27 protein-coding genes and 1 pseudogene are annotated in these 24,184 nt (G+C 67.6%); 4 read left to right on the forward strand and 24 right to left on the reverse strand.

What is annotated here, in order from left to right:
- Positions 1 to 51: 51 nt before the first annotated feature.
- The 14 genes and pseudogenes from AC1DKR_RS01610 to AC1DKR_RS01675 all read right to left on the reverse strand — a co-directional run bounded on the left by AC1DKR_RS01610 (position 52) and on the right by AC1DKR_RS01675 (position 13,783).
- Positions 52 to 1,242: a substrate-binding domain-containing protein gene (locus tag AC1DKR_RS01610; RefSeq protein WP_312112461.1), complete on the reverse strand. Its 1,191-nt coding sequence runs from the start codon at positions 1,240 to 1,242 to the stop codon at positions 52 to 54.
- A gap of 227 nt (positions 1,243 to 1,469) precedes the next feature.
- On the reverse strand, positions 1,470 to 2,669 hold the full coding sequence (gene gspF, locus AC1DKR_RS01615; protein ID WP_478030677.1) for a type II secretion system inner membrane protein GspF: 1,200 nt from the start codon (positions 2,667 to 2,669) through the stop codon (positions 1,470 to 1,472).
- Positions 2,670 to 2,676: 7 nt separating this feature from the next.
- Entirely contained in the window at positions 2,677 to 4,119 is a 1,443-nt protein-coding gene (gene gspE, locus AC1DKR_RS01620) for a type II secretion system ATPase GspE (RefSeq protein WP_222389312.1), read from the reverse strand.
- The gene (gene gspD / locus AC1DKR_RS01625; protein WP_394195533.1) at positions 4,116 to 6,491 is read right to left on the reverse strand and encodes a type II secretion system secretin GspD; all 2,376 of its coding nucleotides are present in this window, start codon (positions 6,489 to 6,491) and stop codon (positions 4,116 to 4,118) included. Before gspD ends, gspE begins: the two co-directional genes overlap by 4 nt.
- On the reverse strand, positions 6,488 to 7,015 hold the full coding sequence (gene gspM, locus AC1DKR_RS01630; protein WP_363733483.1) for a type II secretion system protein GspM: 528 nt from the start codon (positions 7,013 to 7,015) through the stop codon (positions 6,488 to 6,490). Before gspM ends, gspD begins: the two co-directional genes overlap by 4 nt.
- On the reverse strand, positions 7,012 to 8,178 hold the full coding sequence (gene gspL / locus AC1DKR_RS01635) for a type II secretion system protein GspL (RefSeq protein WP_478030683.1): 1,167 nt from the start codon (positions 8,176 to 8,178) through the stop codon (positions 7,012 to 7,014). The genes gspM and gspL overlap by 4 nt, the downstream gene beginning before the upstream one ends.
- A complete protein-coding gene (gspK, locus tag AC1DKR_RS01640) occupies positions 8,175 to 9,080 on the reverse strand; it encodes a type II secretion system minor pseudopilin GspK (RefSeq protein ID WP_478030685.1) in 906 nt (301 codons plus the stop codon). Before gspK ends, gspL begins: the two co-directional genes overlap by 4 nt.
- Before the next feature lie 9 nt (positions 9,081 to 9,089).
- On the reverse strand, positions 9,090 to 9,527 hold the full coding sequence (gene gspG / locus AC1DKR_RS01645) for a type II secretion system major pseudopilin GspG (RefSeq protein WP_478030688.1): 438 nt from the start codon (positions 9,525 to 9,527) through the stop codon (positions 9,090 to 9,092).
- 57 nt (positions 9,528 to 9,584) lie between these two features.
- Entirely contained in the window at positions 9,585 to 10,169 is a 585-nt protein-coding gene (locus AC1DKR_RS01650; RefSeq protein WP_428704724.1) for a hypothetical protein, read from the reverse strand.
- 119 nt (positions 10,170 to 10,288) lie between these two features.
- On the reverse strand, positions 10,289 to 10,840 hold the full coding sequence (locus AC1DKR_RS01655; RefSeq protein WP_033831260.1) for a hypothetical protein: 552 nt from the start codon (positions 10,838 to 10,840) through the stop codon (positions 10,289 to 10,291).
- Between the two features lie 53 nt (positions 10,841 to 10,893).
- Positions 10,894 to 11,874, reverse strand: a complete 981-nt coding sequence (locus AC1DKR_RS01660; RefSeq protein ID WP_428704726.1) for a FecR family protein — start codon at positions 11,872 to 11,874, stop codon at positions 10,894 to 10,896.
- A 69-nt stretch (positions 11,875 to 11,943) separates the two neighbouring features.
- The gene (locus tag AC1DKR_RS01665) at positions 11,944 to 12,474 is read right to left on the reverse strand and encodes an RNA polymerase sigma factor (protein WP_089237960.1); all 531 of its coding nucleotides are present in this window, start codon (positions 12,472 to 12,474) and stop codon (positions 11,944 to 11,946) included.
- A 16-nt stretch (positions 12,475 to 12,490) separates the two neighbouring features.
- Complete coding sequence (locus AC1DKR_RS01670; RefSeq protein WP_478031193.1) at positions 12,491 to 13,171, reverse strand: TonB-dependent receptor; 681 nt, start codon at positions 13,169 to 13,171, stop codon at positions 12,491 to 12,493.
- 148 nt (positions 13,172 to 13,319) lie between these two features.
- Positions 13,320 to 13,783, reverse strand: a pseudogene (locus AC1DKR_RS01675) (Lrp/AsnC family transcriptional regulator).
- A 124-nt stretch (positions 13,784 to 13,907) separates the two neighbouring features.
- On the opposite strand from AC1DKR_RS01675, the gene AC1DKR_RS01680 reads away from it, so the two are divergent.
- From AC1DKR_RS01680 to AC1DKR_RS01695, 4 genes are all read left to right on the forward strand, one after another.
- Entirely contained in the window at positions 13,908 to 14,642 is a 735-nt protein-coding gene (locus AC1DKR_RS01680; protein WP_099842655.1) for an AzlC family ABC transporter permease, read from the forward strand.
- A complete protein-coding gene (locus AC1DKR_RS01685; protein WP_428704728.1) occupies positions 14,639 to 14,953 on the forward strand; it encodes an AzlD family protein in 315 nt (104 codons plus the stop codon). Before AC1DKR_RS01680 ends, AC1DKR_RS01685 begins: the two co-directional genes overlap by 4 nt.
- A gap of 187 nt (positions 14,954 to 15,140) precedes the next feature.
- Entirely contained in the window at positions 15,141 to 15,569 is a 429-nt protein-coding gene (locus AC1DKR_RS01690) for a PAS domain-containing protein (RefSeq protein WP_478030693.1), read from the forward strand.
- Positions 15,566 to 17,101: a diflavin oxidoreductase gene (locus AC1DKR_RS01695; RefSeq protein ID WP_478030696.1), complete on the forward strand. Its 1,536-nt coding sequence runs from the start codon at positions 15,566 to 15,568 to the stop codon at positions 17,099 to 17,101. Before AC1DKR_RS01690 ends, AC1DKR_RS01695 begins: the two co-directional genes overlap by 4 nt.
- Positions 17,102 to 17,229: 128 nt before the next feature.
- Here the strand turns inward: AC1DKR_RS01695 and AC1DKR_RS01700 are convergent, their stop codons facing one another.
- The 10 genes from AC1DKR_RS01700 to moaCB all read right to left on the reverse strand — a co-directional run bounded on the left by AC1DKR_RS01700 (position 17,230) and on the right by moaCB (position 24,179).
- Complete coding sequence (locus AC1DKR_RS01700; protein WP_478030698.1) at positions 17,230 to 17,898, reverse strand: sulfate/molybdate ABC transporter ATP-binding protein; 669 nt, start codon at positions 17,896 to 17,898, stop codon at positions 17,230 to 17,232.
- A complete protein-coding gene (gene modB, locus AC1DKR_RS01705; protein ID WP_025874355.1) occupies positions 17,888 to 18,571 on the reverse strand; it encodes a molybdate ABC transporter permease subunit in 684 nt (227 codons plus the stop codon). The genes AC1DKR_RS01700 and modB overlap by 11 nt, the downstream gene beginning before the upstream one ends.
- A gap of 3 nt (positions 18,572 to 18,574) precedes the next feature.
- Entirely contained in the window at positions 18,575 to 19,318 is a 744-nt protein-coding gene (gene modA / locus AC1DKR_RS01710) for a molybdate ABC transporter substrate-binding protein (protein WP_478030700.1), read from the reverse strand.
- A 19-nt stretch (positions 19,319 to 19,337) separates the two neighbouring features.
- Positions 19,338 to 20,114, reverse strand: a complete 777-nt coding sequence (locus AC1DKR_RS01715) for a helix-turn-helix domain-containing protein (RefSeq protein ID WP_478030702.1) — start codon at positions 20,112 to 20,114, stop codon at positions 19,338 to 19,340.
- A 69-nt stretch (positions 20,115 to 20,183) separates the two neighbouring features.
- Positions 20,184 to 20,549: a hypothetical protein gene (locus AC1DKR_RS01720; protein WP_478030704.1), complete on the reverse strand. Its 366-nt coding sequence runs from the start codon at positions 20,547 to 20,549 to the stop codon at positions 20,184 to 20,186.
- Complete coding sequence (gene mobA, locus AC1DKR_RS01725) at positions 20,546 to 21,100, reverse strand: molybdenum cofactor guanylyltransferase (RefSeq protein ID WP_478031195.1); 555 nt, start codon at positions 21,098 to 21,100, stop codon at positions 20,546 to 20,548. The genes AC1DKR_RS01720 and mobA overlap by 4 nt, the downstream gene beginning before the upstream one ends.
- Before the next feature lie 87 nt (positions 21,101 to 21,187).
- Positions 21,188 to 21,667 (reverse strand): molybdenum cofactor biosynthesis protein MoaE, encoded by a 480-nt coding sequence (locus AC1DKR_RS01730; protein ID WP_478030706.1) that lies wholly within the window; start codon positions 21,665 to 21,667, stop codon positions 21,188 to 21,190.
- A gap of 3 nt (positions 21,668 to 21,670) precedes the next feature.
- Positions 21,671 to 21,931, reverse strand: coding sequence for a MoaD/ThiS family protein (locus AC1DKR_RS01735; protein WP_025874341.1), 261 nt, complete (start codon positions 21,929 to 21,931; stop codon positions 21,671 to 21,673).
- Positions 21,931 to 23,184, reverse strand: a complete 1,254-nt coding sequence (locus AC1DKR_RS01740) for a molybdopterin molybdotransferase MoeA (protein ID WP_478030708.1) — start codon at positions 23,182 to 23,184, stop codon at positions 21,931 to 21,933. The genes AC1DKR_RS01735 and AC1DKR_RS01740 overlap by 1 nt, the downstream gene beginning before the upstream one ends.
- A complete protein-coding gene (moaCB, locus tag AC1DKR_RS01745; protein ID WP_478030710.1) occupies positions 23,181 to 24,179 on the reverse strand; it encodes a bifunctional molybdenum cofactor biosynthesis protein MoaC/MoaB in 999 nt (332 codons plus the stop codon). The genes AC1DKR_RS01740 and moaCB overlap by 4 nt, the downstream gene beginning before the upstream one ends.
- Between the last annotated feature and the right edge of the window lie 5 nt (positions 24,180 to 24,184).

The following is a 24,184-nucleotide window of genomic DNA, read 5'->3' on the forward strand; positions in this document are numbered from 1 at the left end:
CGGCCCAAGGGGCCGGCGTCGGTCAACACAGATTGCAACCAACGGGCGCGATTACAGCGGACGGCCGATGCCAGCGCAGGTGCTCGGGTTGTTCAGGCCAGCGGCGTTGCCGGCGAGCACGAAGCGGTTGCGGATCGCATCGCGCCAAGCCTTGGTCAGCGGGATGAAACCGTGGTCAGTGATCGCCTTGGCATGGGCCACCAGCGCCGGGGTGGCGGTGTAGTCAGTGGCGTAGTGGCGCATCAGGAAGCCACGCAGGCTGTTGGCGACGGTCGAATCCTTGTAGCACTGGCCGATGACCAGGTTGGTGTAGCCGGCGATCGGATAGCCAGCCGACGGATTGCCGAACACCGGCACCCAGTTGGCCGGGTTCTCGGCAGCGGTGCCGGTCGGCGGCGCGACGGTTTCCAGGGTGGCCTGCACGCTCACCTGGTCCGGCGAGAAGCCCTTGACCTTTGCAACCTTGGTGGCATCGGTCAGGCTCGGGATCACGTCCGGACCCACATAGCCGATGCGACCGGCCTGCGCGTACACGGCGTTGTACAGCGAGGTGCCACCGGTGGCCGGCGCGGCCACAAGGAAAGCCGGCAGGTTGTTGTTGGCATCACGCTTGTACAGATCGGCAAAGGTCGACTTGATGGCGAACTTGCCATCGACCAGGTTCGAAGTGGCAGCCACTTCCGGCGCACAGGCGGCGGTCAGGAAGCGGGTGAACATCTCGCTGGTGCCGCTGCTTTCCGGACGGTAGACCACCTGGATCGGGCCACTACGGTTGGCATCGATGGTCGACCAGTCGGTGATCGCACCGGAGAACACACCGCAGATCTGTGCCACGCTCAGGTCAACCGCCGAGCCGGCCTTGTTGAACGGAATGGTCACCGAGGTAGCCACCGACGGCACCTGGATCAGGTTGCCATAGCGGTTGGCATTGCTGGTCTGGTTGTAGTTGGTGGTGTAGGTGCTCAGTTCGGTCGAGCTCAACACCGAGTCGCTGCCGGCAAAGTGCACGGTGCCGGTGGTCGAGAACAGCTGCGAATCATTCTGCAGGAAGGCCTTCTTACCAGTGCCCGAACCGGTCACGGCGTAGCTGAAGTTGCTCGGCAGGATGCTGTCCGCCTGACCCTTGTAGAGGTCGGCCGGCAGCGAAGCGCCACCACCGGTAACGGTCTGCGCCGAAGCGGCACCGGCAGTGGCGAGCAGCGCGGTAGCAACCAGCGCGGCCAGGGTCTTGTACTTGTTCATGATCTTCTCCTGAAGGGTTTACTGCGAAGGTGAAACACCAAGGGAGGAACGGTCACTACACGCCTGCTGCCGCCGAGGGCCTCCCAGCCCACTCTGCGGCGACAGGGACATGCTGGTCGTCGCCGATGACAGGCCGCTTAAGAAACCTGTGGAAGATCGAAAAAAGGTGTGGAGGATTGTGTGGAGAAACGGGGTTTCAGTAGATCCACGCCATGCGTGGATGCACGTCACTGCACCAGCTGGTTCATTTCCATGATCGGCATCAGCACGGCCAGCACGATGGTCAGCACCACGCCCCCCATCACCAGGATCATCGTGGGCTCCAGCAATGCAGTGAGTGCCATCGCGCGGCGTTCGATCTCGCGCGAGATGGTCTGTGCAGCGCGGTCGAGCAACGGCGCCAATGAACCGGTCTTCTCGCCACTGGCCACCAGATGCACCAGGATCGGCGGATACACTTTCTGCACCTTCAGCGCAGCGCCAAGCGAAGTACCTTCGCGCACGCGTGCGGCCACATCAGCGGCACAGCGCGCCAGCAGCGCATTGCCCAGTGTCTGCCGTGCGGCGTCCAGTGCGCGCAGCAAGGGCACACCGGCATCAAGCAGGATCGCCAGTGTCGATGCGAAGCGTGCGCTGTTCACGCCCAGCACGAAGCGACCCACCATCGGTACGCGCAGCAGCAGGGTGTCCCAGCGCAGGCGAAGATTCGGCCGCCGCAGGGCCAGCCGCCAGCCCACCACCAACGCGCCGATACCGATCCCCGTCCATGCACCCCACGCGCGTACGAACGCACTGGCCGCCAGCATCACCTGGGTCAGCATCGGCAGCGTCTGGCGCGCCTGCACGAACGCAGTCACTACCTGGGGAACCACGTAGCTGAGCAGGAAGATCACGATCGCCACCGACACCAGGCTGATCGCTGCCGGGTAGATGAATGCCGTCAGCACCTTGGCCTGCAGTGCATTGCGTTCTTCGATGTAGTCGGCTAGGCGCTCCATCACCCGCGCCAGATCGCCGGAATCTTCGCCCGCACCCACCAGGGCACGATAGATCGCAGGAAAGTCGCGCGGCCGCGCCGCCAGCGCCACGGTCAACCGTTGGCCGGCGCGCACATCGGCACGCACCGCAGTGAGTGCCTGTGCAACGTGCGGGCGTTCGGCCTGTTCGATCACCGCGCTCAACGCGCTTTCCAGCGGCAGGCTGGCGGCCAGCAGGCTGGCAAGTTGCCGCGTGGCCCAGGCCAGTTCGCTGGCCGACAGCCTGCGCGTGCCCCAGCCACTGCCGGCATTGCGTGCGGCTGATACCTGTACCGGTGTCAGCCCACGCCCGCGCAGTTGCTGGCGCACGCCGCGCGCGCTGTCCGCGTCCAGCTGCCCCTTCTCGATGCGCCCCTGTGCGTTGGCGGCCTGGTAGTCGAACAGTGCCATGCGCGCCTCAATCGTCGCCGGTCACGCGCAGGATCTCCTCCAGCGTGGTCACCCCGCTGTCGACCCAGCGCTGCCCGTCCTGGCGCAGGGTGCGCATGCCGGCGCGCCGCGCGGCCTCGCGCAGCGCGGGTTCGCCCTGCCCTTCATGGATCAGTGCCCGCACGCGCTCATCCACCACGAACAGTTCGTGGATACCGGTGCGCCCACGGTAGCCGCTGTTCGCACAGGCGGGGCAGCCTACGGCCCGCCACACGGTGCGGCCCTCGGCATCCACTTCGGCACGCCGGCACTGCAGGCACAGCCTGCGCACCAGCCGCTGCGCCAGCACGCCACGCAACGATGAGGCGAGCAGGAAAGGCTCCACGCCCATGTCCGCCAGTCGGGTCACCGCCGAAATCGCATCGTTGGTATGCAGCGATGCCAGCACGCCGTGACCGGTCAGCGACGACTGCACCGCGATCTGCGCCGTTTCCAGGTCACGGATCTCACCGATCATGATGGTGTCCGGATCCTGGCGCAGGATCGCGCGCAATGCCGTGCCGAAGCTCATGCCGATGCGCGCGTTGACCTGGATCTGGCCGATGCCGGCGAAGTCGTACTCCACCGGGTCTTCCACCGTGAGGATGTTGCTGGTGCTGCTGTCGAGCTGCCCCAGTGCCGCATACAGCGATGTGGTCTTGCCACTGCCGGTCGGCCCGGTCACCAGCACGATGCCATGCGGCTGGCGGATCAATCCGGTGAAGGTGGCCAGCGTATCGTCGGCCATGCCGAGGCGTTGCAGCTGCAACCGCCCGGCATCCTTTTCCAGCAGGCGCAGCACCGCCCGTTCGCCGTGCCCGGTGGGCACGGTGGAGACGCGGATATCCAGCGGCCGGCCCCCCACGCGGATCGCAATGCGCCCATCCTGCGGCAGGCGCTTCTCGGCGATATCCAGGTGGGCCATGATCTTGATGCGCGAGACCAGCGCCGCGTGCAACGCACGTCGTGGCTGCACCATGTCACGCAGGGTGCCATCGACGCGGTAGCGCACCACCGAATGGGTTTCGAAAGGTTCGATGTGCAGATCGCTTGCACCGTCACGCGCGGCCTGTGCCAGCAGGGCGTTGATCATGCGGATCACCGGCGCGTCGTCCTGTGCATCCAGCAGATCGGTCACCTCGGGCATGTCCTGCATCAGCCGGTCGAGATCGACTTCACTTTCGGCCGCGCCCACCACCGCAGCGGCATCGCCACCGTCACGATACTGCTCGCCCAACCGCTGCTGCCAGGCCGCCGCATCCAGCACCTGGAACGGCAGCGGCCCGTGCCGGCGGCGCAGTTCGGCCACCGCCCAGGCCGCGGTCTCGGCAGTTCCCAGCAGGACCGGCGCGCCGCCTGCTTCGGCCAGCATCACGCCGTGGCTGCGCACCCAGGCATACGGCAGCGCTGGCGGCGGCGTGGCCATGCTCATGGGCCGATGACCAGTTCCGGGGTGTAGCCCAGCCCGCGCAGCTGCTGCAGCGCCGGGTCGAGCGTGGCCGGGTCGCGTGCCACCCGCACCCGCAGTCGCTGTCCGGTTTCGCCCGGCGTGGTTTCGGCATAGGCCTGCAGGCCAAGCGCGCGCACCTGTGCCACGGCCTGCGTGGCACGCGCTGCATCCAGCCCCTGCGCGAACTGCACCACCTGCACAGTGCCCTCGCTGGCCGGATACAACGCCGCAAGGCTGCCGTTCTGCGGCGGCTGGCCCTGGCCATCGCGTGCATTGCCCTGGCCCAGCACCGACAGGTCCTGCGGTGGCAGCTGCGGCGCCGACAGCGCCGGCAATGCCCAGCTCTGCACCGGCTGCGCGCCTGCCTGTGCATTGCGCATGTAGTCGTAGCGGTCGCGGGTCAGGCGCTGGCCGGCAGCCGGGTCACGCACCACGTGCGGGCGCAGGAACACCATCAGGTTGGTCTTGGCGCGCTTGCGGGTGTCACTGCGGAACAGTGCGCCCAGCACTGGAATCTTGCCCAGGCCCGGCACCGCATCACGGCCATGACTGACGCTGTCTTCCAGCAGCCCACCGAGCACCATGATCTGGCCATCGTCCAGCAGCACGCTGGTGTCCAGCGCGCGCTTGTTGGTGATGATGCCGGCGCTGCCCGAGCTCTGCGCATCGATGCTGCTGACTTCCTGGTAGATGTCCAGCTTCACCGTGCCGCCCTCGGAAATCTGCGGGCGCACCCGCAGCTTCAGGCCCACGTCCTCGCGTTCGATGGTCTGGAACGGGTTGTTGCTGCCACCACCACCATCGGTCACATAGCGGCCACTGACGAAGGGCACGGTCTGCCCGACCATGATGCTGGCCGCCTCGTTGTCCAGCGTCATCAGGTTCGGCGTGGAGAGGATGTTGGCGCCGCCTTTGCTCTGCAGTGCGTTGGCCAGTGCCTTCATGTTGAGGATCTGGCCCACGCCCGGCAGGTTGATCGTGCCGTCGATCACGCCGATGTTCAGCCCGTCCTTCGGCAGCACGTCGAGTGTGGTGCGCGCGGTGGTGTTCAGCCCACTACCACCGGTGGTGCCGCCGAAATGGGTGCCACCGAAGGTGCGGCCGTTGCCCAGCATCCATTGCACGCCCAGCTCGGCGGCGTCGGTCTGGTTGACCTCCACGATCAGGCTCTCCACCAGCACCTGCGCCCGACGCTGGTCCAGCTGGTCGATCACCCGCCGCAGGTTGCGGTACACCGGCTCCGGGGCAGAGATCAGCAAGGTGTTGGTGGCGATGTCGGCCTGCACCGAAATGCCGTTCTGGCTGAAGCCGGTGCTGCCGGCATCGGTCGGTTCGCGACGGCCGGGATCAAGCCGCGGCGATTCCAGCGCATTCCCTTTGTTCTTGCCCTGTGCAGGCTGCGCCGGCGGGCTGGCATTGCGGCTGGTCTCGCCCGGCAATGCAGTGATGCCGGCGCTGCTGCCCATTGCCGGCGCATCGCTCTGCCCTGCCACCACGCCACGCAGCACCCCGGCCAGCTGAGTGGCCTGCGCATTGCGCAGGTACACCACATGCAGGTTGCCGGACTCATCCTGGGCCTTGTCCAGCTTCTCCACCAGCTGCCGCGCCAGGCGCGTGCGGCCCGGGCTGCTGGAACGCAGCAGCACGCTGTTGCTGCGCGGGTCGGCCATCACCACCACCTTCTGCGCCGGCTCCGCGCCCTGCGCATCCAGCAGCGGTGCCACCATCGCCGCCACGTCCACGGCAATGCCCTGCTGCAGCTTCACCACGTCGGTGTCCATGCCGGCCGGTGTATCCACGCTGGCGATGACCCGCGCGATGCGCTCCAGGTTGTCGGCGTAGTCGGTGATGACCAGCGTGTTGTTGCCGGGGTTCGCGGTGATCGGATTGTCCGCGGTGATCATCGGCCGCAGCACCGCCACCAGCGCCGCGGCACTCTCGTAGCGCAGGGAAAACGTGCGCGTGGCTATTTCGCCGCCCGCGCCACCGGCACCAACGCGGCCGCCCAGCAGCTTGGCATCGGCCTGCGGCACCACCCGGCTGACGCCCCCGCTTTCAACCACGGCAAAACCGCGCATGCGCAATGCACCCAGCAGCAGCTGGTAAGCCTGCACGCGGCTGACCGGCCCATCGGAGACCACGGTCATCTTGCCGCTCACCCGGGGGTCGACCAGGAACTGGCGGCCGGTGAAGCGTGCCGCCATGCGCAGCACCCCACCGATATCGGTGTCCACCAGGTTCAGCTGCACCGGTTCGCCATTGGCGTCCTGCGCCTGCGCCGGCGCCGGAAGATGGGCCAGGCCCACCACCAGTGCCAATGCCGCGCTGCAGCCCAGGCTGCGCATCGCCTTCATGGATGGCCACCGCCCTGGGCGGCCATCACGATGTTTCCGGAAATCCGTGCCGCCGGCATGTTCGCGTCCCCTGTCCGTTGCAGTTGCAGTTGCTGCAGTTCGATGGCCGGGTCGGCCAGCAGAGGCAGCAGCCAGTTCCAGAGCGCATCGGCGGGCACACTGCGTACCTGCAGGTGCCAGCGCCCGTCGCGCGTTTCGATATGCAGGCCGCCCGCCAGGCCGGCAGCGGTGATCTGTTGGCGCAGGCCTGCAAGTGTCGGCCGCCGGCCTTGCGCCTGCTGCTGTTGTTCACGGGCGCGCAGCAGCGGTGCAAGTGCTGCCGCCTGCGCCTGCAGCCGTGGAAGCTCAGCCTGCCAATGGCTGCGCTGCTTAAGCAGCGGCTGCAGCCAGCCCAGCCACAGTGCGGCCGCCGCTATCGCCGCAGCCATCAACAGCAGCATCGCGCGCTCGCGCGCCGCCAGCCGCTGCCAACGCTGCGACAGTCCGCGCACGAAGCCCGCCGGCCGTAGTTCCGCTGTGGTCACGGCGCAGTCCCGCGGCTGATCCGCAAGCGGCCACCGGCTTCGTGCGCAAGCTGCAACCCCTGTGCCTGCATCGCCTGCTGCCAGCGCTCCAGCCGTTGCGCGTCCTCGGCCAAGGCCTGCGCGTCGGCATCAAGCTCCATCTCCAGCTGGCCCGGCTGATAGCGCAGGCTGCGGACCTGGCCAGCCAACTCGGGGATGGCCTGCAGCACGCTGGCAACCTGCTGCTGCACGGCGGGAAGTGCCCGTGGCACTGCCGGCACCGCCAGTGCCCGCCGCGCCTGCACCACCGGATCGACCACATCGTCGATCTCGGGGAAGTGCGTGCTGAACTGCCGCGCCATGTCATGCTGCAAGGCTTCACCCTCGCTGTGCCAGCGCGACACCTGCAGTTGCAGGCCCAGCGCAGCCAGCACTGCCGCCGCCAGCGCAAGACCGATGGCCAGGCGTGGCGCACCTGCACGCGAGGCCGGCAACGGCAGTGACCAGCCAGGCAGCGGACCGCTGCACTGCACCGCCTGCGTCAGCACGCTGGCCGGCAGACGCTCGGCCCAAGCGGGCGGCACGGCATCGATCCACTGTACTGCCTGCACCCCGGCCTGCTGCAGGCGCACGGCCAGCACCTGCATCACCGAGGCCAGGTCACGCCCACCGCACCACTGCACGAAGCCACGATCACGGCCACAGCGGACCAGTACCTGCTCACCACACAGCTGCAGGGTGGCCTGCCCGACCGTCCACGGCAGCAGCAAGGGCGTTGGGTGCAGCGCCTGCAACTGCAGCCCGCACTCCTGCAGCTGCTGCTGTACGCGCGCAATCGCCTGCAGGCCAAGCCACGCCACCGCCACCGTGCCATCGACCGCCTGGGTGCCATGGCCCAGCGCCACCTCCTGCAGATCATCCAGCAGCATCGCTTCCACTTCACCCTGCAGGGCCGCCTGCAGGCGTCGCCCGGGCAGCGGCGGCAGCTGCAGCTCAAGCAGGATCAGGTCCTGCGGATCAAGGCTCGCATGCACCCTCGCCTGCGGAAAGCGCTGGCCCAGCGTCGACAGAGGGTCGCTGCCCGTGGCCAGCACGCGGTCCTTGTGCAGCTGCGCCCACTCAACCGCGCTGTCCCCATCCAATCGTTCCAGCGCCGGCAGGCGCACTCTCAGCTGCAGGCTCATGCACCGATCCTTGTCCATACCCGTTGCACACGCACGCTGTCGTCACGGTACTCGCGCCAGATCAATGCGCGGAAATCCACCGATGCGCCGTCTGCCTGTACCTGCCCTACCGCCAGGAACCACTCGCTGTGGATACCCAGCGGCATCAGCGCCATCTGTTCGTTGCTCAGCTGCAGCCGGTTGGCGATGTCACCGCGGTTGAGCAGCCAGTGGCCACGATCGCGCTCGCCCAGCAGCGCCTGCAGGCGCCCGGCATCCACCCCCGGTGCAACCGCCTGCAGTACGGCGATGTCACCTGTATTGGCGTTGACCAGGGTCTGCGCTGGCAGCACCACCGTACGCCGCGCCAGTGCCTGTATCGCCACCGGATCGGCGCCTGCCAGCACCTGCTCGATCAGCGACTCACGCGGCAACGGTGCACGCGCCTGCCGATCGCCATCGCGCAGGCGCGACTGGACCTGCGTTGCGACGCTGGCACAGGCCGCGCGGGGCAGCCCCTGCCCCACACACAGCGAAGTGAACGCACGCAGTGCCTCTGCGGCAGGTTGGCCGTCAGCCAGCAGCGTGCGCAGGTTGAACCTCGACTGCGCGTCCACCAGCTGCAGGTGCACCGGCAGTGGCGCCTGCAGCTGCAGTGGCCGTGCCCAGCGCCCGTTGCCGACGGTGGTCAACTGCTCGCGTGCGTCGTCACGCAACTGCTGCGCCGCGCGCTCCAGCGTTGCATCTACCGCCATGCGCACCTGCATGCGCAGCTGATCGCTGCGTACCGCACGCAACTGTGCTGCCTGACGGGTCAGCAGTGCAGTGGCGATCACCGCCACCAGTGCCACCACCAGCATCGCCACGATCACCGCCATGCCCTGCTGGCGGGCAAACGTACCTGGATTTTTCCGGCGTGCCATTGTTCGGCCTCACAACTGCCAGGAGCCGATGTCCGCATTGCCAGCCTCACCGCCGGGCTTGCTGTCGGCCCCCAGCGAGAACACGTCGATATCACCGTGCGTGCCGGGGTTCTGGTACTGGTAGGGATGCCCCCACGGGTCATCCGGCAGGCGGTCGAGGTATGGTGTGACCGGCATCGCGCCGCTGCCCTGCGGCGGCTTCACCAACCCCTGCAAGCCCTGCCCGGCGCTGGGATAACGGCCATTGTCCAACCGGTACAGCTTCATGGCCTGCATCAGCGCGGCGATGTCCTGGCGTGCCGCCACCACGCGGGCCTGGTCGGGGCGATCCATCAGCCGCGGCACGATCAGTGCAGCCAGAATGCCGATGATGACCACCACCACCATGATCTCGATCAGGCTGAAGCCTTGCTGCCGAGCCCTGCGACCACCCATCTGCGTTGCCATTGTTCCGCCCTCATCATCCTGGAAGAGACCGCCGCCCCATGGTCAGCGGCGCATGTGTCAGTACGATAAACATCCTGCGGAAATCGGCCGTTCCTGCAGCCGATCACCCACACGGCGCGCGTTCGCTACGGAGGCAGCGTCCAGCAGCGAAGACGGAACGCGCGCCAGCGTTTCCTCCACGCAGCGCTGCAGCAGTGGCGCGGCACACGCCTGCAGCAGGCGCATGCACTGCAGGGGCGACCAGGCCATGCCATGATCGAAGCCGATGAATTGCCGGTACACCTGGTGATAGCGAAGATCGTCGTGCAGGCGCTGCACGCTGCCAGGGGCGCACAGCGCGATCAGCAGCACCGCACGTTGCACCATGCGCATCTCCGCGCTCTCCTGCGCAAGCGTGGCCAAGGCGGCTTCAGGCCACGGCTGCAGGCATGCGTCCAGCGCCTGCCGCAGCAGCATCAACGGATGGCCGCTGACATCCAGCGCTGACCACCTTGCCGCATCAGCCCAGGCATCGCTGGACAGCATCCACACCCACGGCTGCCCATAGCGCTGCACATTCACTGGGGCGTGCCGCGCCTGCTCCAGCGACTGGCTCAGGTGGCGGTCCAGCTCCAGCATGCTGATCCTGCGACTGTCGTTCATCGGCGTCGCCTGCGCTCCGCGACGCGGGAGCGTCGTACTCTGCAGAAGACGTCAGCAAGGCAACCGAAGCGACAGCACGAATGCGATGTTGAGCAGTGCGTGGCAGCATCGCGGGAATGTCACCGCAACGTCATCCGCCTGCAGGCTTGCAGGTCCAGGCGCGGCGCCTCTCCGCCACACCGCCGGGCCAGCACGGCAACGTCGCTGCGCTGCGCGAATGCCGCCAGCGCGTGCATCGCGTCCGCGTCATCCAGCAGCGCCGCCGTCGCCGCCTGCAGCAGTGGCAGCTGCCATCCCTCCATCTGTGCATCGCTGGCGGCCACGAACCAGTGCCACAACCGGTGGTAGCGCACGTGATCGTGAAGTGCCGCCAGACCCTCGATGCCGTGCATGGCCATCAGCAACAAGGCACGTGCCAGTGCAGCGGCAGGCAGCATTCCCGATTCCGAAAGTGGCAGCGCCTGCCGCTGCAACCGCAGCAGCATCGCCAACGGATGGTCCTGTGGCTCGAACTCCAGCAGCACCGCCTGCTGCCGCCACTGCGGGTCGGACACCACGCATACCCACGGCGCGCCATAGCGGTGCACCATCAGCGGCCGCCGCTGGGTGGTTTCCAGCAGCGCCGACAGATTGCGGCGCAGATCCAACACACCGATGGTCTCGTTGCGCATCCTTGGCCTCTCCATGCATGCAGCGGGCGTGCGCGTCGCGCGCAGCCAGGGTCTTACCCCAAGACGGCAATTCCACCGGGAAAGCGACGCAGGCCGAGCGACATCGTCTGCCCGAGCTGCTCCAGCGCCGCATCCGGATCATCAATGCGGAAGCGACCACTGACCGGCGCCCGCGCCAATGCGGATTCGCCCAGCAGCACCTTGCCGCGCCGGTAGCGGTTGATCTCGGCCACCACCTCACGCAGTGGCGCGCGGCGGAACACCAGCATGCCTTCGGTCCACGCGCTGACTTCGGCCGCCACGGCTTCGGCCACCACGCCACTGAGGCGCTCGTCATACACCGTCTGCTGGCCGGCCTGCAGCTGCAGGCGACCTTGCGGATGCTCGATGCGCACGCTGCCGCGCAGGCAGGTCACGCGCACCTGGCCATCGGTATTGCGCACATCCAGGCGTGCTGCGCCCTCGTCGGCCACCAGGCAACCCGGCCCGGCGAACAGCGCCAGGCGCGCTCCCGCAGCGGCCTCGATCGCCGCCTGTCCCTGCACCAGCTCGAAGCCTTCACCCTGGGCATCACTGCGCCGGCGCAGGCTGCTCTGCGTATCCAGTTCGATCTTCAGGTGCGGCGTCGGCGCAATCTGCAGCCGCTCGCCGGTACCGGTATGGAAATCGGCGGTCATCGCCGTCACCGAAGGCCACAGGCCCAGTGGCGGGTGCAGCGCAGCCACCACGGCCAGGCTCGCAGGTGCCGCCACCGCCGCCCCCAGGAATGCGCGCCGGCTCCAGCGTTGCGCCGGGGTTGCCGCCTGCGGCTGGCGTGCGGCGGCAGGCAGCTGCTCGCCGGCCAGGCGTACCTGTTCCCATTGCCGCTTCGCGCGGGCAAAGGCCTGCCGATGGCCGGGATCGGCCTCGCACCATTGGCGGAATTTCCTGGCATCGGCCGCCGTGGCCTCGCCCGAGGTCAACCGCACCACCCACGCGTGGGCCTGGCGCTCCACGGCGTCGAGCGGGCGGTGCGGTTGATCGTCAGCGTCCATGAGGGCTCTTGCCGTCCCCGCACGCTGCGGGGTTCTGCTCGGCGTCAAAGTGTAGACGGATGCCGTGCCTCAGAACCGCACCTGCCGTCCCTGCCCGCTGCGTTCGGCCAGGTAATCCTGTGCGGCTTTCAGCTCACGCTGCACCAGCCGCAACGACACGCCCAGGTGCTCGGCCACATCGCGCTGCTGCAGGCCGTCCACGCGGATCGCCAGCAGTATCCGGCGGCGGCGCTCGGGCATCCGCTGCAGCAGGCCGACCATGTCTTCCAGCGCCATCTCCTGCTCGGCCGCCTGTGCCGGCCCCGGGCCGGGATCGGCCATGTCCATCAACGTATCCACTTCTTCCAGGCTCAGCAGGCGATGGTCGGCGCGCTGGCGGTCGATCACGGTGTTCATCGCCATGCGCAGCAGATATGCCGCGGGGTTCTGCACCGGGTCCAGGCGGTGTCGGCGCGTGCTCAGGCGCATCCAGGTGTCCTGCAGCGCGTCGCCGGCCAGCTCTTCCGAGCCCAGCTTGCGCACCAGCCGGCGCTTCAGTTCGTCGTAGGCGCCCAGCAGATGGTCCATCAGGTCTACCGCCCCAGCCGTGCTGTTGCTCATGTTCGATTCCTTGACGTCATGGTTGGGGCGGGCGCCGGCCACAGTCGTGGCCCGCGCTGGAAGGACGGATCTGCAGAGTCACCGGCTGCGGCAGCGCGGCAGCATCGGCGCCCAGGCGCAGGGCCTGCATCGCCTGCAGAAGGCGCGCATCGCGGCGTGTGCTGCCGCTGCCGGCAAGCAGTTCGGGTTCCTGCACCTGGCCATCGTTGGCAATGCGGAAGCGCAGCGTCGCCGCATAGGCGCCCGGCGCCAGGTCAGGGTCGTCACAGAACGCGGCGCGCAGCCGTTGCTGCAGGTCGCCGAAGCGGCGACGCTGCCCGAGGTCGTTGGCCACACCGGTCGCAGAGGCCTCGGCAGCGGCGCGTGCGGCGCGGCGCAGGACCACGCGCTGCGCGCCGATCAGCTCGGCCTCGACACCCGTATCCTGCAGCACCACCTGCAGCGCCTGCAGTGGCGGCAGGCTGGCCTGCAGCGGATGGCTGCTGCGGCCCGTGCCGAGGTCGCCGGGATACATCACCGACCAGCCGCTGACGACGCTGAAGCGCTCGACCGCCTGTTCCAGCGGCTGCGCGGGAATGTCATAGGCGCGGATGTCGTCCTGTGCGGCGGCAGCGAAGGCGAACAGCAACCCGGCGGCGGCCGCCACCCTCCAACGTCTGATCGCATGCTGTCCATTCAGCCCCCTGACGTAGAACACATGACCCTCGGCAGCGACATCAGCTGCAGCGGCGAAGCGCGGTGCGACCAGGCGGGTCGACCTGCGCACGGCCGGCAAGCGGGTCAAACCGTAGCGGCGTCACGTGTCATTGCGATGACGGCGACGCGCAGGGGACGCGCCGGGCCGTTCAGACAGGCAGTTCAGTGGTCTGCTTGATCCGCTGCATGGGGATTTCGGTCTTGGTGTTCTGCACCCGGCGATCCGGTTGAGGTGCTGTATCTGGAACTGCCGGTACGCATCAAGGTCGGCCACCGCCACCCGCAGCAGGAAGTCGCAGTCGCCCGCCATCAGATGGCATTCAAGCACTTCCGGGAAGGACTTGATGCTGTTGATGAAGTGGTTGGTGGTGTCTTCGTCCTGGCCACGCAGCCACACGCGGACGAACACCGTGAACCCACGCCCGATCCTCGCCGCGTTGAGCAGGGCCACGTAGCGATCTATGTAGCCGCCCTCTTCCAGCAGGCGGACCCGGCGCAGGCAGGCGGACGGCGACAGCCCCACCTGTCGCGAAAGCTCCAGGTTCTGCAGGCGACCATCGCGCTGCAGGGCGTCGAGGATGCGGCGATCCAGGTTGTCGAGCTGGTACTGCATGAAATTTCACCCATCAGGCTGATGGCCGCATGATATTCCACATTCCGTCGGCTCAATGGCATCAACGCAACCCGATTTCGTGATCGGACCGTTAGCATGGGCCACCCCCACCCGTTGTTGATCCATGGACGCCCGAACCACCCTGCCCCTGCCTGATCCCGTGTGCGACACCGCACCGCGCGCCGAATTCCTGCGCGGCCTGCGCGCCGCCGTGCCGGTGATGATCGGCTTCATTCCTTTCGCCCTGGTGCTCGGTGCCCAGGCCGCCCAGAAGGGCCTGTCGGCGCTGGAAGTGCCACTGATGACCGGCCTCAACTTTGCCGGTGGGTCTGAATTCGCCGCGGTCGAACTGTGGACTTCGCCGCCACACATCGCGCTGATCGTAGCGATCACCGCACTGGTCAACAGCCGCCACCTGCTGATGGGCGCCAGCCTGGCGCCGTTGCTGCAGCACCTGCCGCGCCGTCGCGTGCTGCCGGCGCTGTTCTTCATGTGCGATGAAAGCTGGGCACTGGGCGTGGCCGATGCGCGCCGTCGCGCACTGGGCTTCAGCCTGTCCTACTACCTCGGCGTGTCGGCCGGCCTGTACACCGTGTGGGTGCTGTGCACCGCGCTGGGCGCGATCGTCGGCCCACTGCTCGGTGACATCCACGCCTATGGCTTCGACATGGCCTTCCCCGCCGTGTTCCTGGTGCTGCTGCGCGGCATGTGGCAAGGCATGCGCGCCGCCCGGCCATGGCTGGTCAGCCTGGTGGTGGCTGCGGGCACATACCTGCTGGTGCCCGGCGCCTGGTACGTCGCCAGCGGCGCGCTGGCCGGTCTGGCCGCTGCGTGGCTGCTGGCCGAGGACGCCGCATGATCTTCAACGGCCTGATCCACTGGACCTCGGTGCTGACCATCATCCTGATGGCCGCCGCCACCTATCTCACCCGCATCATCGGTTTTCTCGCGCTGCGCAACCGCACCCTGAGCAAGCGCGCGGTGACGGTGATGGAAGCCGCCCCGGGCTGCGTGCTGATCTCGGTGATCGCCCCGGACTTCGTGGCCGACAAGCCGGCCGACCTGGCCGCGCTGGCGATCACCTTGCTTGCGGCCACGCGGCTGTCGATGCTGCCGACGGTGGTGGTCGGCGTGGTATCGGCGGGTGTGCTGCGGTATGTGATGGGGTGAGCAGGATTTCCTGTAAAGCCGAGCCTATGTTCGGCTTTACGGGCCATCGGTAGCTGCCCCTGCGACAGCCAGTCGCAGGCCCCTCCCGGCACACGCTTGACCTATATCAATCCGCCCCATGCCACGGGCGCGTATCTCTATGCAGGAACCCAATACGCCGGCGTCACCGGCATCCAAAGGACCTGCGATGAGCTACACCCCCGACAACGCCCAGCTGCTCAACGCCATGCAGAACGTGATGGTGATCTCCACCACCGACCTGCAGGGCAACATCACCTATGCCAACGGCCTGTTCTGCACGCTCACCGGGTTCGCGCGCGAGGAACTGATCGGCCAGCCGCACAGCATCGTCCGCCATCCGGACGTACCCAAGGCCGTCTACAAGGACATGTGGGACACCATCAAGGCCGGCAAGACCTGGACCGGCATCGTCCCCAACCTTGGCAAGGGCGGCGTGCTCTACGTGGTCGACACCACCGTGCAGCCACTGTTCGACGCCGATGGCAACATCACCTCGTACATCAGCATCCGCCGCGTGGTGAACGACCTGATGCAGAACTACGACCTTGTCGAGTTCAGCAAGGAAACGTTCGACGACTTCTACGAGGCTGCGTGAACGCCATCCCCACACGCAGGCCCATCAGCCGGCTGCTGGTGGGTTTCGCCTCCGAGTCGGGCAACGCCCGCGCCCTGGCCCAACGCCTGGGTGCGGACCCGGACCTGCAGCCGCATGGACCGCAGGTCCTGCCGTTCAATGACATCGATGTGGCCGGCCTCGGCCACGGCGATGTGCTGCTGGCCATCTCCAGCTCGTTCGGCGACGGCGAGCCACCGGCCAATGGCGAGCGCTTCTTCGAGTCGCTGCGACAGGCACCCGCCCTGCCCGGACTGCGCTACGCGGTGTTCGGCCTGGGGGATACCGGCTACCCCAGCTTCTGCGGTTTCACCAAGGCGCTGGATGCAGCGTTGAGTGATCGTCAGGCGCAGCCACTGCTGCACCGTGTCGACGCCGACCTCGGCTACGAACAGTTCTTCCAGCAGTGGCGGCCGGTGCTGGGCCAGGTACTGGACGGTGATGCGACCGCCGGCCAGGATCTGCGCCTGCAAGTGACGGCCTACGGCGAAGACAACGCGTTCGTCGCCGGCATTGTCGAACGGCGCCGACTGAATCACAGCACCCCCGCCGCCTGGCACCTGCAGCTGGACATCGCGGGCAGCGGCATGGCCTACCGGGCCGGCGACACCCTGCATCTGGTTGCAGAAAACGATCCTGCGCTGCTGCAGGCCCTGGCCAGCTGGTATGGCGATTCCAGCGCCGTCGACGCGCTGCGCGACCGCGAACTGCGCCTGCTCAGCAAGGGCGTACTGCGCGAACTGGCCAGGCTGGGGGGTAGCGACGTACTGAAAAGCCTGCTGAAGATCAGCCAGAAACGCGAACTCGACGCCTACCTGCATGGCCTGGACCTGCTGGACGTGCTGCAGGACCACGCCACCTCGCAGTCGGTTCCGCTGGCGCGATTGCGCGAGCTGCTATCACCCTGCCTGCCGCGCGCCTACTCGATTGCCTCGCATCCGCGCGATGACCAGCTGAGCCTGTGTGTACGCGAAGTGCGCTACACCCTGCGTGGCCGCGAACGCTTCGGCACCGCCACCGGCAGCCTGCTGCACGGCGGCGACACGGCGCGCGTGTACTGCCGCTCCAATCCGGGCTTCCACCTGCCCGGAGGCGGCAACGCACCTCTGCTGCTGGTGGGCACCGGTACCGGCATCGCGCCGCTGATGGGCCTGATGCAGGAACTGCAGGCCACCGGCGATGCACGGGAGGTCCATCTGGTGTTCGGCGAGAAGCACCGCGAGCACGACTTCCTGTACCACGAGCAGCTGCAGGACTGGCAGGCGCGTGGCGTACTCGCTGGCCTGCACACCGCGTTCTCGCGCGATGCTGCGCAGAAGGTCTATGTGCAGCATGTGCTGCAGCAGCAGGCCACGCAGATGCAGGATGTGCTGGCCCGTGGCGGCCACATCTACCTGTGTGGCAACAAGAGCCACCTGGAAGGTGCGGTGCGCGAAGCCATCGACGCGATCGGCGGCGAAGGCCATTGGGATACCCTGCGCGATGAGGGCCGCACCCACTGCGAGCTGTATTGAACCGTCCCTCGGGTAGAGCCGGCCGCTGGCCGGCTGCTCTTGGCGCTATGAAGCTGCCGGCCAGCGGCCGGCACTACCTGCGTGGATACATGGCGCGCCAGGATATGGCCCGGCATGACCGCCGCGCGTCATCCGCCGACGATGCGCCCGTCCACCACCCGCGCTACCTGCTGGCCGAACACCGCCACATCCTGCGGATCGTGGCTGATCAGCAGCAGCGGAATATCGGTTTCATCCAGCACGGTTTCCAGCTCCTGGCGCAGGTGCTGGCGCAGGTCGTGGTCGAGCGCTGCGAACGGTTCGTCCAGCAGCAACGCCTGTGGCCGGGTCACCAGTGCACGCGCCAACGCCGTGCGCTGGCGCTGTCCGCCGGATACCTGTGACGGCAGCAGATCCGCCACGTGCTCGATCCGGAATGCCTGCAGCCACTGCTCCACTGCCTCGATACGGGTGCCGCGCGGTGGATTCAACCAGCCCCGCTGCAGCCCGAACGCCACGTTCTGGCGCACGCTCAGGTGCGGAAACAGCGCGTAGTCCTGGAACACGTAACCCAGTCGACGACGCTGCGGTGGCAGATCGACCCCCGCTCCCGCATCGAACAGTGTCTGCCCGTGCAGGCGCACATGCCCATGCTCCGGGCGCAGCAGGCCGGCCACCGCTTTCAGCGTCAGGCTCTTGCCGGCGCCGGAAGGCCCGAACAGCACCACCTGCCGCTGCGTGCACTGCAGTGCAACGTCCAGCTCGAACGTCTGGCCGGACGCCTGCAATCGCCGCTGCACCTGCAGGTCAAGCCACATCGCGCAGCTCCCGACGGCGCCCGCCCACCAGCCGCGCGGCCAGCAGCAGGATCACGATGCACACCACCGACGTCAGGATCACCAGCGCATTGGCCTTGCCATCCTGCCCCGCCTGCACCGCTTCATAGATGGCGATCGACAGCGTCTGCGTGCGGCCCGGAATGCTGCCGGCCACCATCAGCGTGGCGCCGAACTCACCCATCGCCCGTGCGAACGCCAGCAGCAGGCCCGCCAGAATCCCGCGCCATGCCAGCGGCAGGGTGATGCGGAAGAACACCGCCGCTTCGGACACGCCCAGCGTGCGCGCGGCCTGCTCCAACTGACCGTCCACTTCCTCGAATGCAGCGCGTGCCGGTTTGAACACCAGCGGAAACGACGCCACCGCAGCAGCGATCACCGCCGCCTGCCAGGTAAACACCAGGTTGATGCCGAACCACGACTGCAACCAGGCGCCGATCGGGCCATTGCGCCCGATCAGCACCAGCAGGTAATAGCCCAGCACCGTCGGCGGCAGCACCATCGGCAGGGTCAGTATCGAATCCAGCAGTTCCCGACCGGGAAAGCGCCGTCGCGCCAGCAGCGCGCCGAGTGCCACGCCCGCAACAAGATTGATCGCCGTGGCCCAGCCGGCCACCTTCAACGACAATCCCAGTGCGCTCCAGTCCAGGTCCATCCGTCAGGGCTTGCCGAACCCGTGCTTGTGCAGGATCGCCTGGCCCTGCGCCGAGCGCACGAACGCCGCGAAGCGCCTGGCTTCCACCGGCTGCGTGCTGGCCTGCACCACCGCCAGCGGATAGGCGATGCGTCCGGCAACCGGAACCTGGAACGCGCGCCGCACGCGATCAGGCATTGCCTGCGCGTCGGTGGCGTAGACAAAGCCCGCATCCACCTCACCCCGCGCAACGTAATCCAGCGACTGCCGCACGTTCTGCGTACTGATCACCTTGCCCTGCACGGCCGGCCACAGCTTGGCGGCCTGCAGCGCTCCCCGCGCGTAGCGGCCCACCGGCACGCTGTCCGGGTTGCCCACTGCGATGCGCTGCACGCCTGCACCCGCCAGATCGGCCAGTGCGCGCGGCGGCGCCTTCGCCTGCGGCGGCACGACCACCCACAACGCGTTCACCGCGAAGACCTCACGCGTACCGGCCGCCAGCAGCTTCTGCTGCGCAGCCTGGTCCATCGTTGCTTCATCGGCCGAAGCGAACACATCCACCGGCGCGCCGCGCGCGATCTGCTGCAGCAGTACGCCGGAAGCGGCAAAGTTGAAGTCGACCCTGCTGCCCGGGTTCGCCTTCTCATAGGCTGCGCCCAACTCGCGGAAGCTTTCGGTAAGGCTGGATGCCGCCGACACCGTCAGCTCGGCCGACCACGCTGGCAGCGCAGCCACCATCCCCAGCAACAACACGCCCAGCGTCTTCATATCGGCTCCTTGACCGCGTTCAGTCCGGTTCGGAATCCCTGGCCACGGCCAACGCCGCCAGCCGCTCGGGTTGCAGCAGCAGCATCTCACGTTGGTTGACTGCGATGACACCCTCATCGCTCAGCCGCCGCAGCACCCGGCTGACCGTCTCCGGCGCCATCCGCAGATAATTGGCGATCTCGGTGCGGGCCATGGTCAGGTTGAAGCGGGTCGCGGAAAAACCACGCCGCGCGTAACGCGCCGACATATCCAGCAGGAACGCTGCCATCCGCTCCTCGGTGCGGTGGTTGGCCGCCAGCGTGGCGACCTTGCCGATCTCCGCGCTGAGCAGGCTGAACAGCTTGGCCTGCAGCCCCGGCATGCGGGTGGCCAGCAGGCTCAGCTTGGGGAACGAAATGCGGCACAGGTGCACCGTATCCAGTGCCACTGCATTGCAGGGGAAACGCGAACCGTGAATCGCATTGAGCCCGATCACCTCGCCCGGTAGAGCAAAGCCCAGCACCTGCTCGTTGCCCTGGCTGTCGTCGACGAAGGTCTTGACCATGCCTGCGCGCACAGCGGCGATGGAATCGAAGGCCTCACCCGCACGGAAGATGTAATCACCCGAATGGAACGGCCCCACGTGGTCGACCAGCACATGCAGTTCGCCCAGCGCCGTCTTGTCATAGCCCTGCGACATGCACGCATCCGAGAAGGCACAGGTGCTGCAGAAATGCAGCGCGTCGCCATCATCGGCGGCGGCGGGATTCGGCGTGGCCCGGCCGGGGCGCGGCTGAGGGGACGGAATCGAAGACATCACGGCAACGCTCGAACGGAAGCATCCATCATACGGCACGGCCCCATCGCCTTCCGTGCACTGCACAGGTCACGCCGCCGGTGACGTGCCGCGCCGGCCTGCGCCGCGCTGGCGCACGCTGTCGCGCACATCCACATCAAACTGCAGCTGCAGCGTGGTGCCGTCGACCAGATACAGCGCAAAGGCCAGGCCATCACGGCATGGTAGGCGCCCGGCAAGGTCCTCCACCGAACCGCGTGGCAGCACCAGGCGGCAATCGGTGCCACTGTCGAGCAGCACAGCGCTTTCACCGCCATGCAGCGAAACGGCCGTGCCCCAACCGCCACTGCCACCGAACCGGGTCAGGTTCTCTACCGTTTCACCGGCCAGCAGCCGGGCCAGCTCGGCCTCGTCCAGGCGCAAGCGCATTGTCTGTTCCTGCAACTGCACCTTCATGAGGCAACGTCCTCCCATTGGGTGGGGGTATTGCAGTTGACCAGGGCGCCTTCATCGGCATGGGCCAGGCGCAGGGTCTGCGCGTCCAGCCGGTGTTGCAGGGCCTGCAGGGAGCGCGGGCCGAGGGGATCGTGGATCATGGTTTCGAGGATCGTGCGGCTTTCATTGCCTACATTAAACAGCATCGGAAGCGGATGCCCGTCAAAGATCGTGCAAGCGCCGCGATGTCGCTCACGCAACTGCTGCAATAGCTCCGGCGTCAACCGCGGCGTATCCACCGGCACCACCCAGGCCGGGCCATCAGGCATCTGAATCGCTACGCTGTACAGGCCACCCAGCGGCCCACAGCGCGTGATCTGGTCGGGCACGCCACCGAAAGCCGGGTAACGTCCGCTCACCCAGACCCGGTCTGCCCCGGCCAGCCGCAACGTGCCGCGCATGTGCTCCAGCAGCGTGCGCCCCTGCCAGGGCAGCAACGCCTTGTCGCGGCCCATCCGGCTGGACAGGCCGCCGGCCAGCACGATGCCGGCAATGGGGCTGAGCAAGGTCATGCCCACGGCAGAGCCACGCCATGCGTGACCGCTCCTGTCGGGCGCGAGGGAAAGGCTCCATCCACGCATGGCGTGGATCTACTGGCGTCAATGATGCTCATGCGCCGGTTCACCGTCGGCGTGGCACAGCGTGCAGCCTTCGCTCCACTCGCTGTCGCCGTCCTCGTAATGTTCCTGCTTCCAGATCGGGCACTGGTGTTTCACCGCCTCGATCAACTGCCGGCACGCGCGGAACGCTTCATCACGGTGCGGGCTGCCCGCAGCCACCACCACCGCCACATCGCCAATGCCCAAGCGGCCCTTGGCATGTGCCACATACAATTTCAGCCTCGGCCCGAACGTCGCCTCGATCTCCGCCGCCAGGCGCTGGATCTCGTTCAGCACCAGTGGCTCGAACAGGTCATAGGTGATGCCGGTCACCGGCCGCCCCACATTGAAGTCGCGCACCTTGCCGATGAACACATCGATGCCGCCGAATGCCGGGTCGGACACCGCCGCGATGCCTTCGGCCGGGTCGATGGCGTGCTGCGCACGGTCCACCACCTTTGCGGTCACGTTGCTGCTCATGGCTCAGCCCCCGCTCACCGGCGGCAGGATCGCCACCTTGCCATCGGCAGGCAGCGCCTCGTGGTCACGCAGCACGCGCTGCTGGTCGGCAAAGGCAGAATAGTCCAGCAACCCGGCGCGGAAACCGGGAAAGCGCACCGGCAGCAGCTCACGCAGCGCCTGGCGCAGATCGGCCACCGTGCCACCGGCCACCTCCAGCGCAATCTCGCGGCTGTCATCCAGATCGGAAAATGCACCGAACAACTGCAGATTCACCTGTTTCATCATGACTCCTGGGTTGCCAGCTGCAGCGGGTCCTGATGGCCCCAGCCCTGCACGCGCACCGGTGTGCCGGCCGCGACGAGGTCACCCTCGCCCTCCAGCACCACCCAGGCGTTGGCCTGCAGCATCGATTTCAAACGGAACGATTCCTGCCCAGACAGCACGCGCGCGCTCAAGCGCCCCTGCGCGTCCACGTCCACCCGCGCACGCGCGTGGAAGCGCAGGCCCGGCGGTTTGCGCACATCGGCCTGCAACGGCAGCTGCAGCAGCGGCTCTGCGACCAGGCCCAGCAGGCGACGCAACACCGGTTCAACGAAGAAACGCTGCCCCACCGCCGCCGACACCGGGTTGCCCGGCAGGCCGAAATACAGCGCGCCATCGGGCAGCACTGCAAACAGCAGCGGCTTGCCCGGGCGGATCGCCACCTTGTGGAACACGATGCGGGCGCCGCGGGCGCGCAGCGCATCGGGAATGAAGTCGTAGCGGCCGGCCGACACCGCGCCAGTGCTGATCAGCACCTTCGCACCCGCAGCCAGCGCGTCGTCCAGCACCGCATCGAAGGCAGCCACGTCATCGCCTACCGTGCCCTGCCACACCACCTCGGCACCGGCGGCCTGCAGGCGGCCGATCAGGTAGGGCCGGTTGCTGTCACGGATCTGTCCGGAGTCCAGCGCCTGCGCCGCTTCGGTCACCAGCTCCTTGCCAGTGGCAATGACAGCGACCTTCGGCCGTGCCACCACCGCCACCTCGGCCACGCCGATGGCGTGCAGCAGGGTGCGTGCATTGATGTCCAGCGCCTGCCCGGCCTGCAGCACGCGCTCGCCTTCTTCCACGTCCTGTCCGCGCAGGCGCACGTTCTGGCCAGATTTCACCCCGCTCTTCAACGCAATGCGGGTCGGGCGACCCTGCTCGCTGGCAAGGATCTCCACGTTCTCGATCGGCACCACCGTATCCAGCCCAACCGGCATGCGCGCGCCAGTCATGATTTCCCAGGCGCCGTCGCCGCCCTCGGCACCGGCGTCGCCCGCCGCCTGCCAGCCCTGCACCACAAATTCGGTATCGCTTTCGAACGGCGTGCCATTGGCGCGCAACGCGAAGCCGTCCATCGCCGAGTTGTCGAACGGCGGCAACGACTGCCCGCTGATGATGTCCGTGGCCAGGATGCGACCCGCAGCCTCATGCAATGCCAGCCGCTCGGCCGGCAGCGGTGCAGCCGCTTCCATCAGATGCTGCAGCGCTTCGCTGTAGGCAATCATGCGTGGCCACCGCCATCGACCATCGCCAGCGCGTGGCCCAGCACCGGCGCCAGAATGTCCAGGCATTGCGCGGCCGCACGCGGGCTGCCCGGCAGCGCAAACACCAGCATGTCATCCAGCTGCACCACCTCGGCCCGGCTCAGCCAGGCCATCGGCGTGTGCTGCGAACTCAACGCGCGCAGCATCTGCGCCAAGCCGTGCACCGGTCGCGCATTCAACGAACGCAGCGCCTCTGGGGTCAGGTCGCGTGGGCCCAGCCCGGTGCCGCCGGTACACAGGCACAGGCGCACGCCCTCGCCCGCCAGCGCACGCAGGCGACCCGCAAGCGGTTCGACACCATCGGGCAGTACCTCGACAGCCACCACCTCGCCACCGAGCGCCTGCAGCCCGCTCACCAGCTTCGGGCCGGACTCGTCGGCATAGCTACCCTCGCTGGCACGATCACTCAGGGTGATCACCGCGCAGGCCGCACCGCTCAGGCCCTTCGGCGGGCGCGGTCTGAAGCGCTCGCGCTCACCCTCGTCCATGCCTTCAGGGTGCAGCCACAGGCCACGCTTGCCGCCCTCCTTGAACAACAGGCGGATGCCCTCGATGCGCAGCGCCGGCTCCACCGGCTTGCTCAGGTCGTACAGGGTCAGCAGTGCCGCGTTGACGCCGGCAAGCGCCTCCATCTCCACACCGGTGCGGGCCTCGCTGGCGCACTCGCACCACACGCGTATCGCCTGCCGCTCCGGCACCGGTGCGCAATACACCTGCACCAGTTCCAGCGGTAGCGGGTGGCACAGCGGCATCAGCATCGAGGCCATCTTCGCCCCCTGCAGGCCGGCAATCTCGGCCATCACCAGCGCATCGCCCTTGGGCAGGCGGCGGTCGACAATCAGCGGGTAGGCCACCGGTCCGGCATGCAGCTCGCCCACCGCCACTGCGCGGCGACGGGTAACGCGCTTGTCACGCACATCGGCCATATGGAAGGCCGCAGTCAATTCACCACTCATCGTGT

This window comes from Stenotrophomonas sp. 01N47, assembly GCF_056399165.1.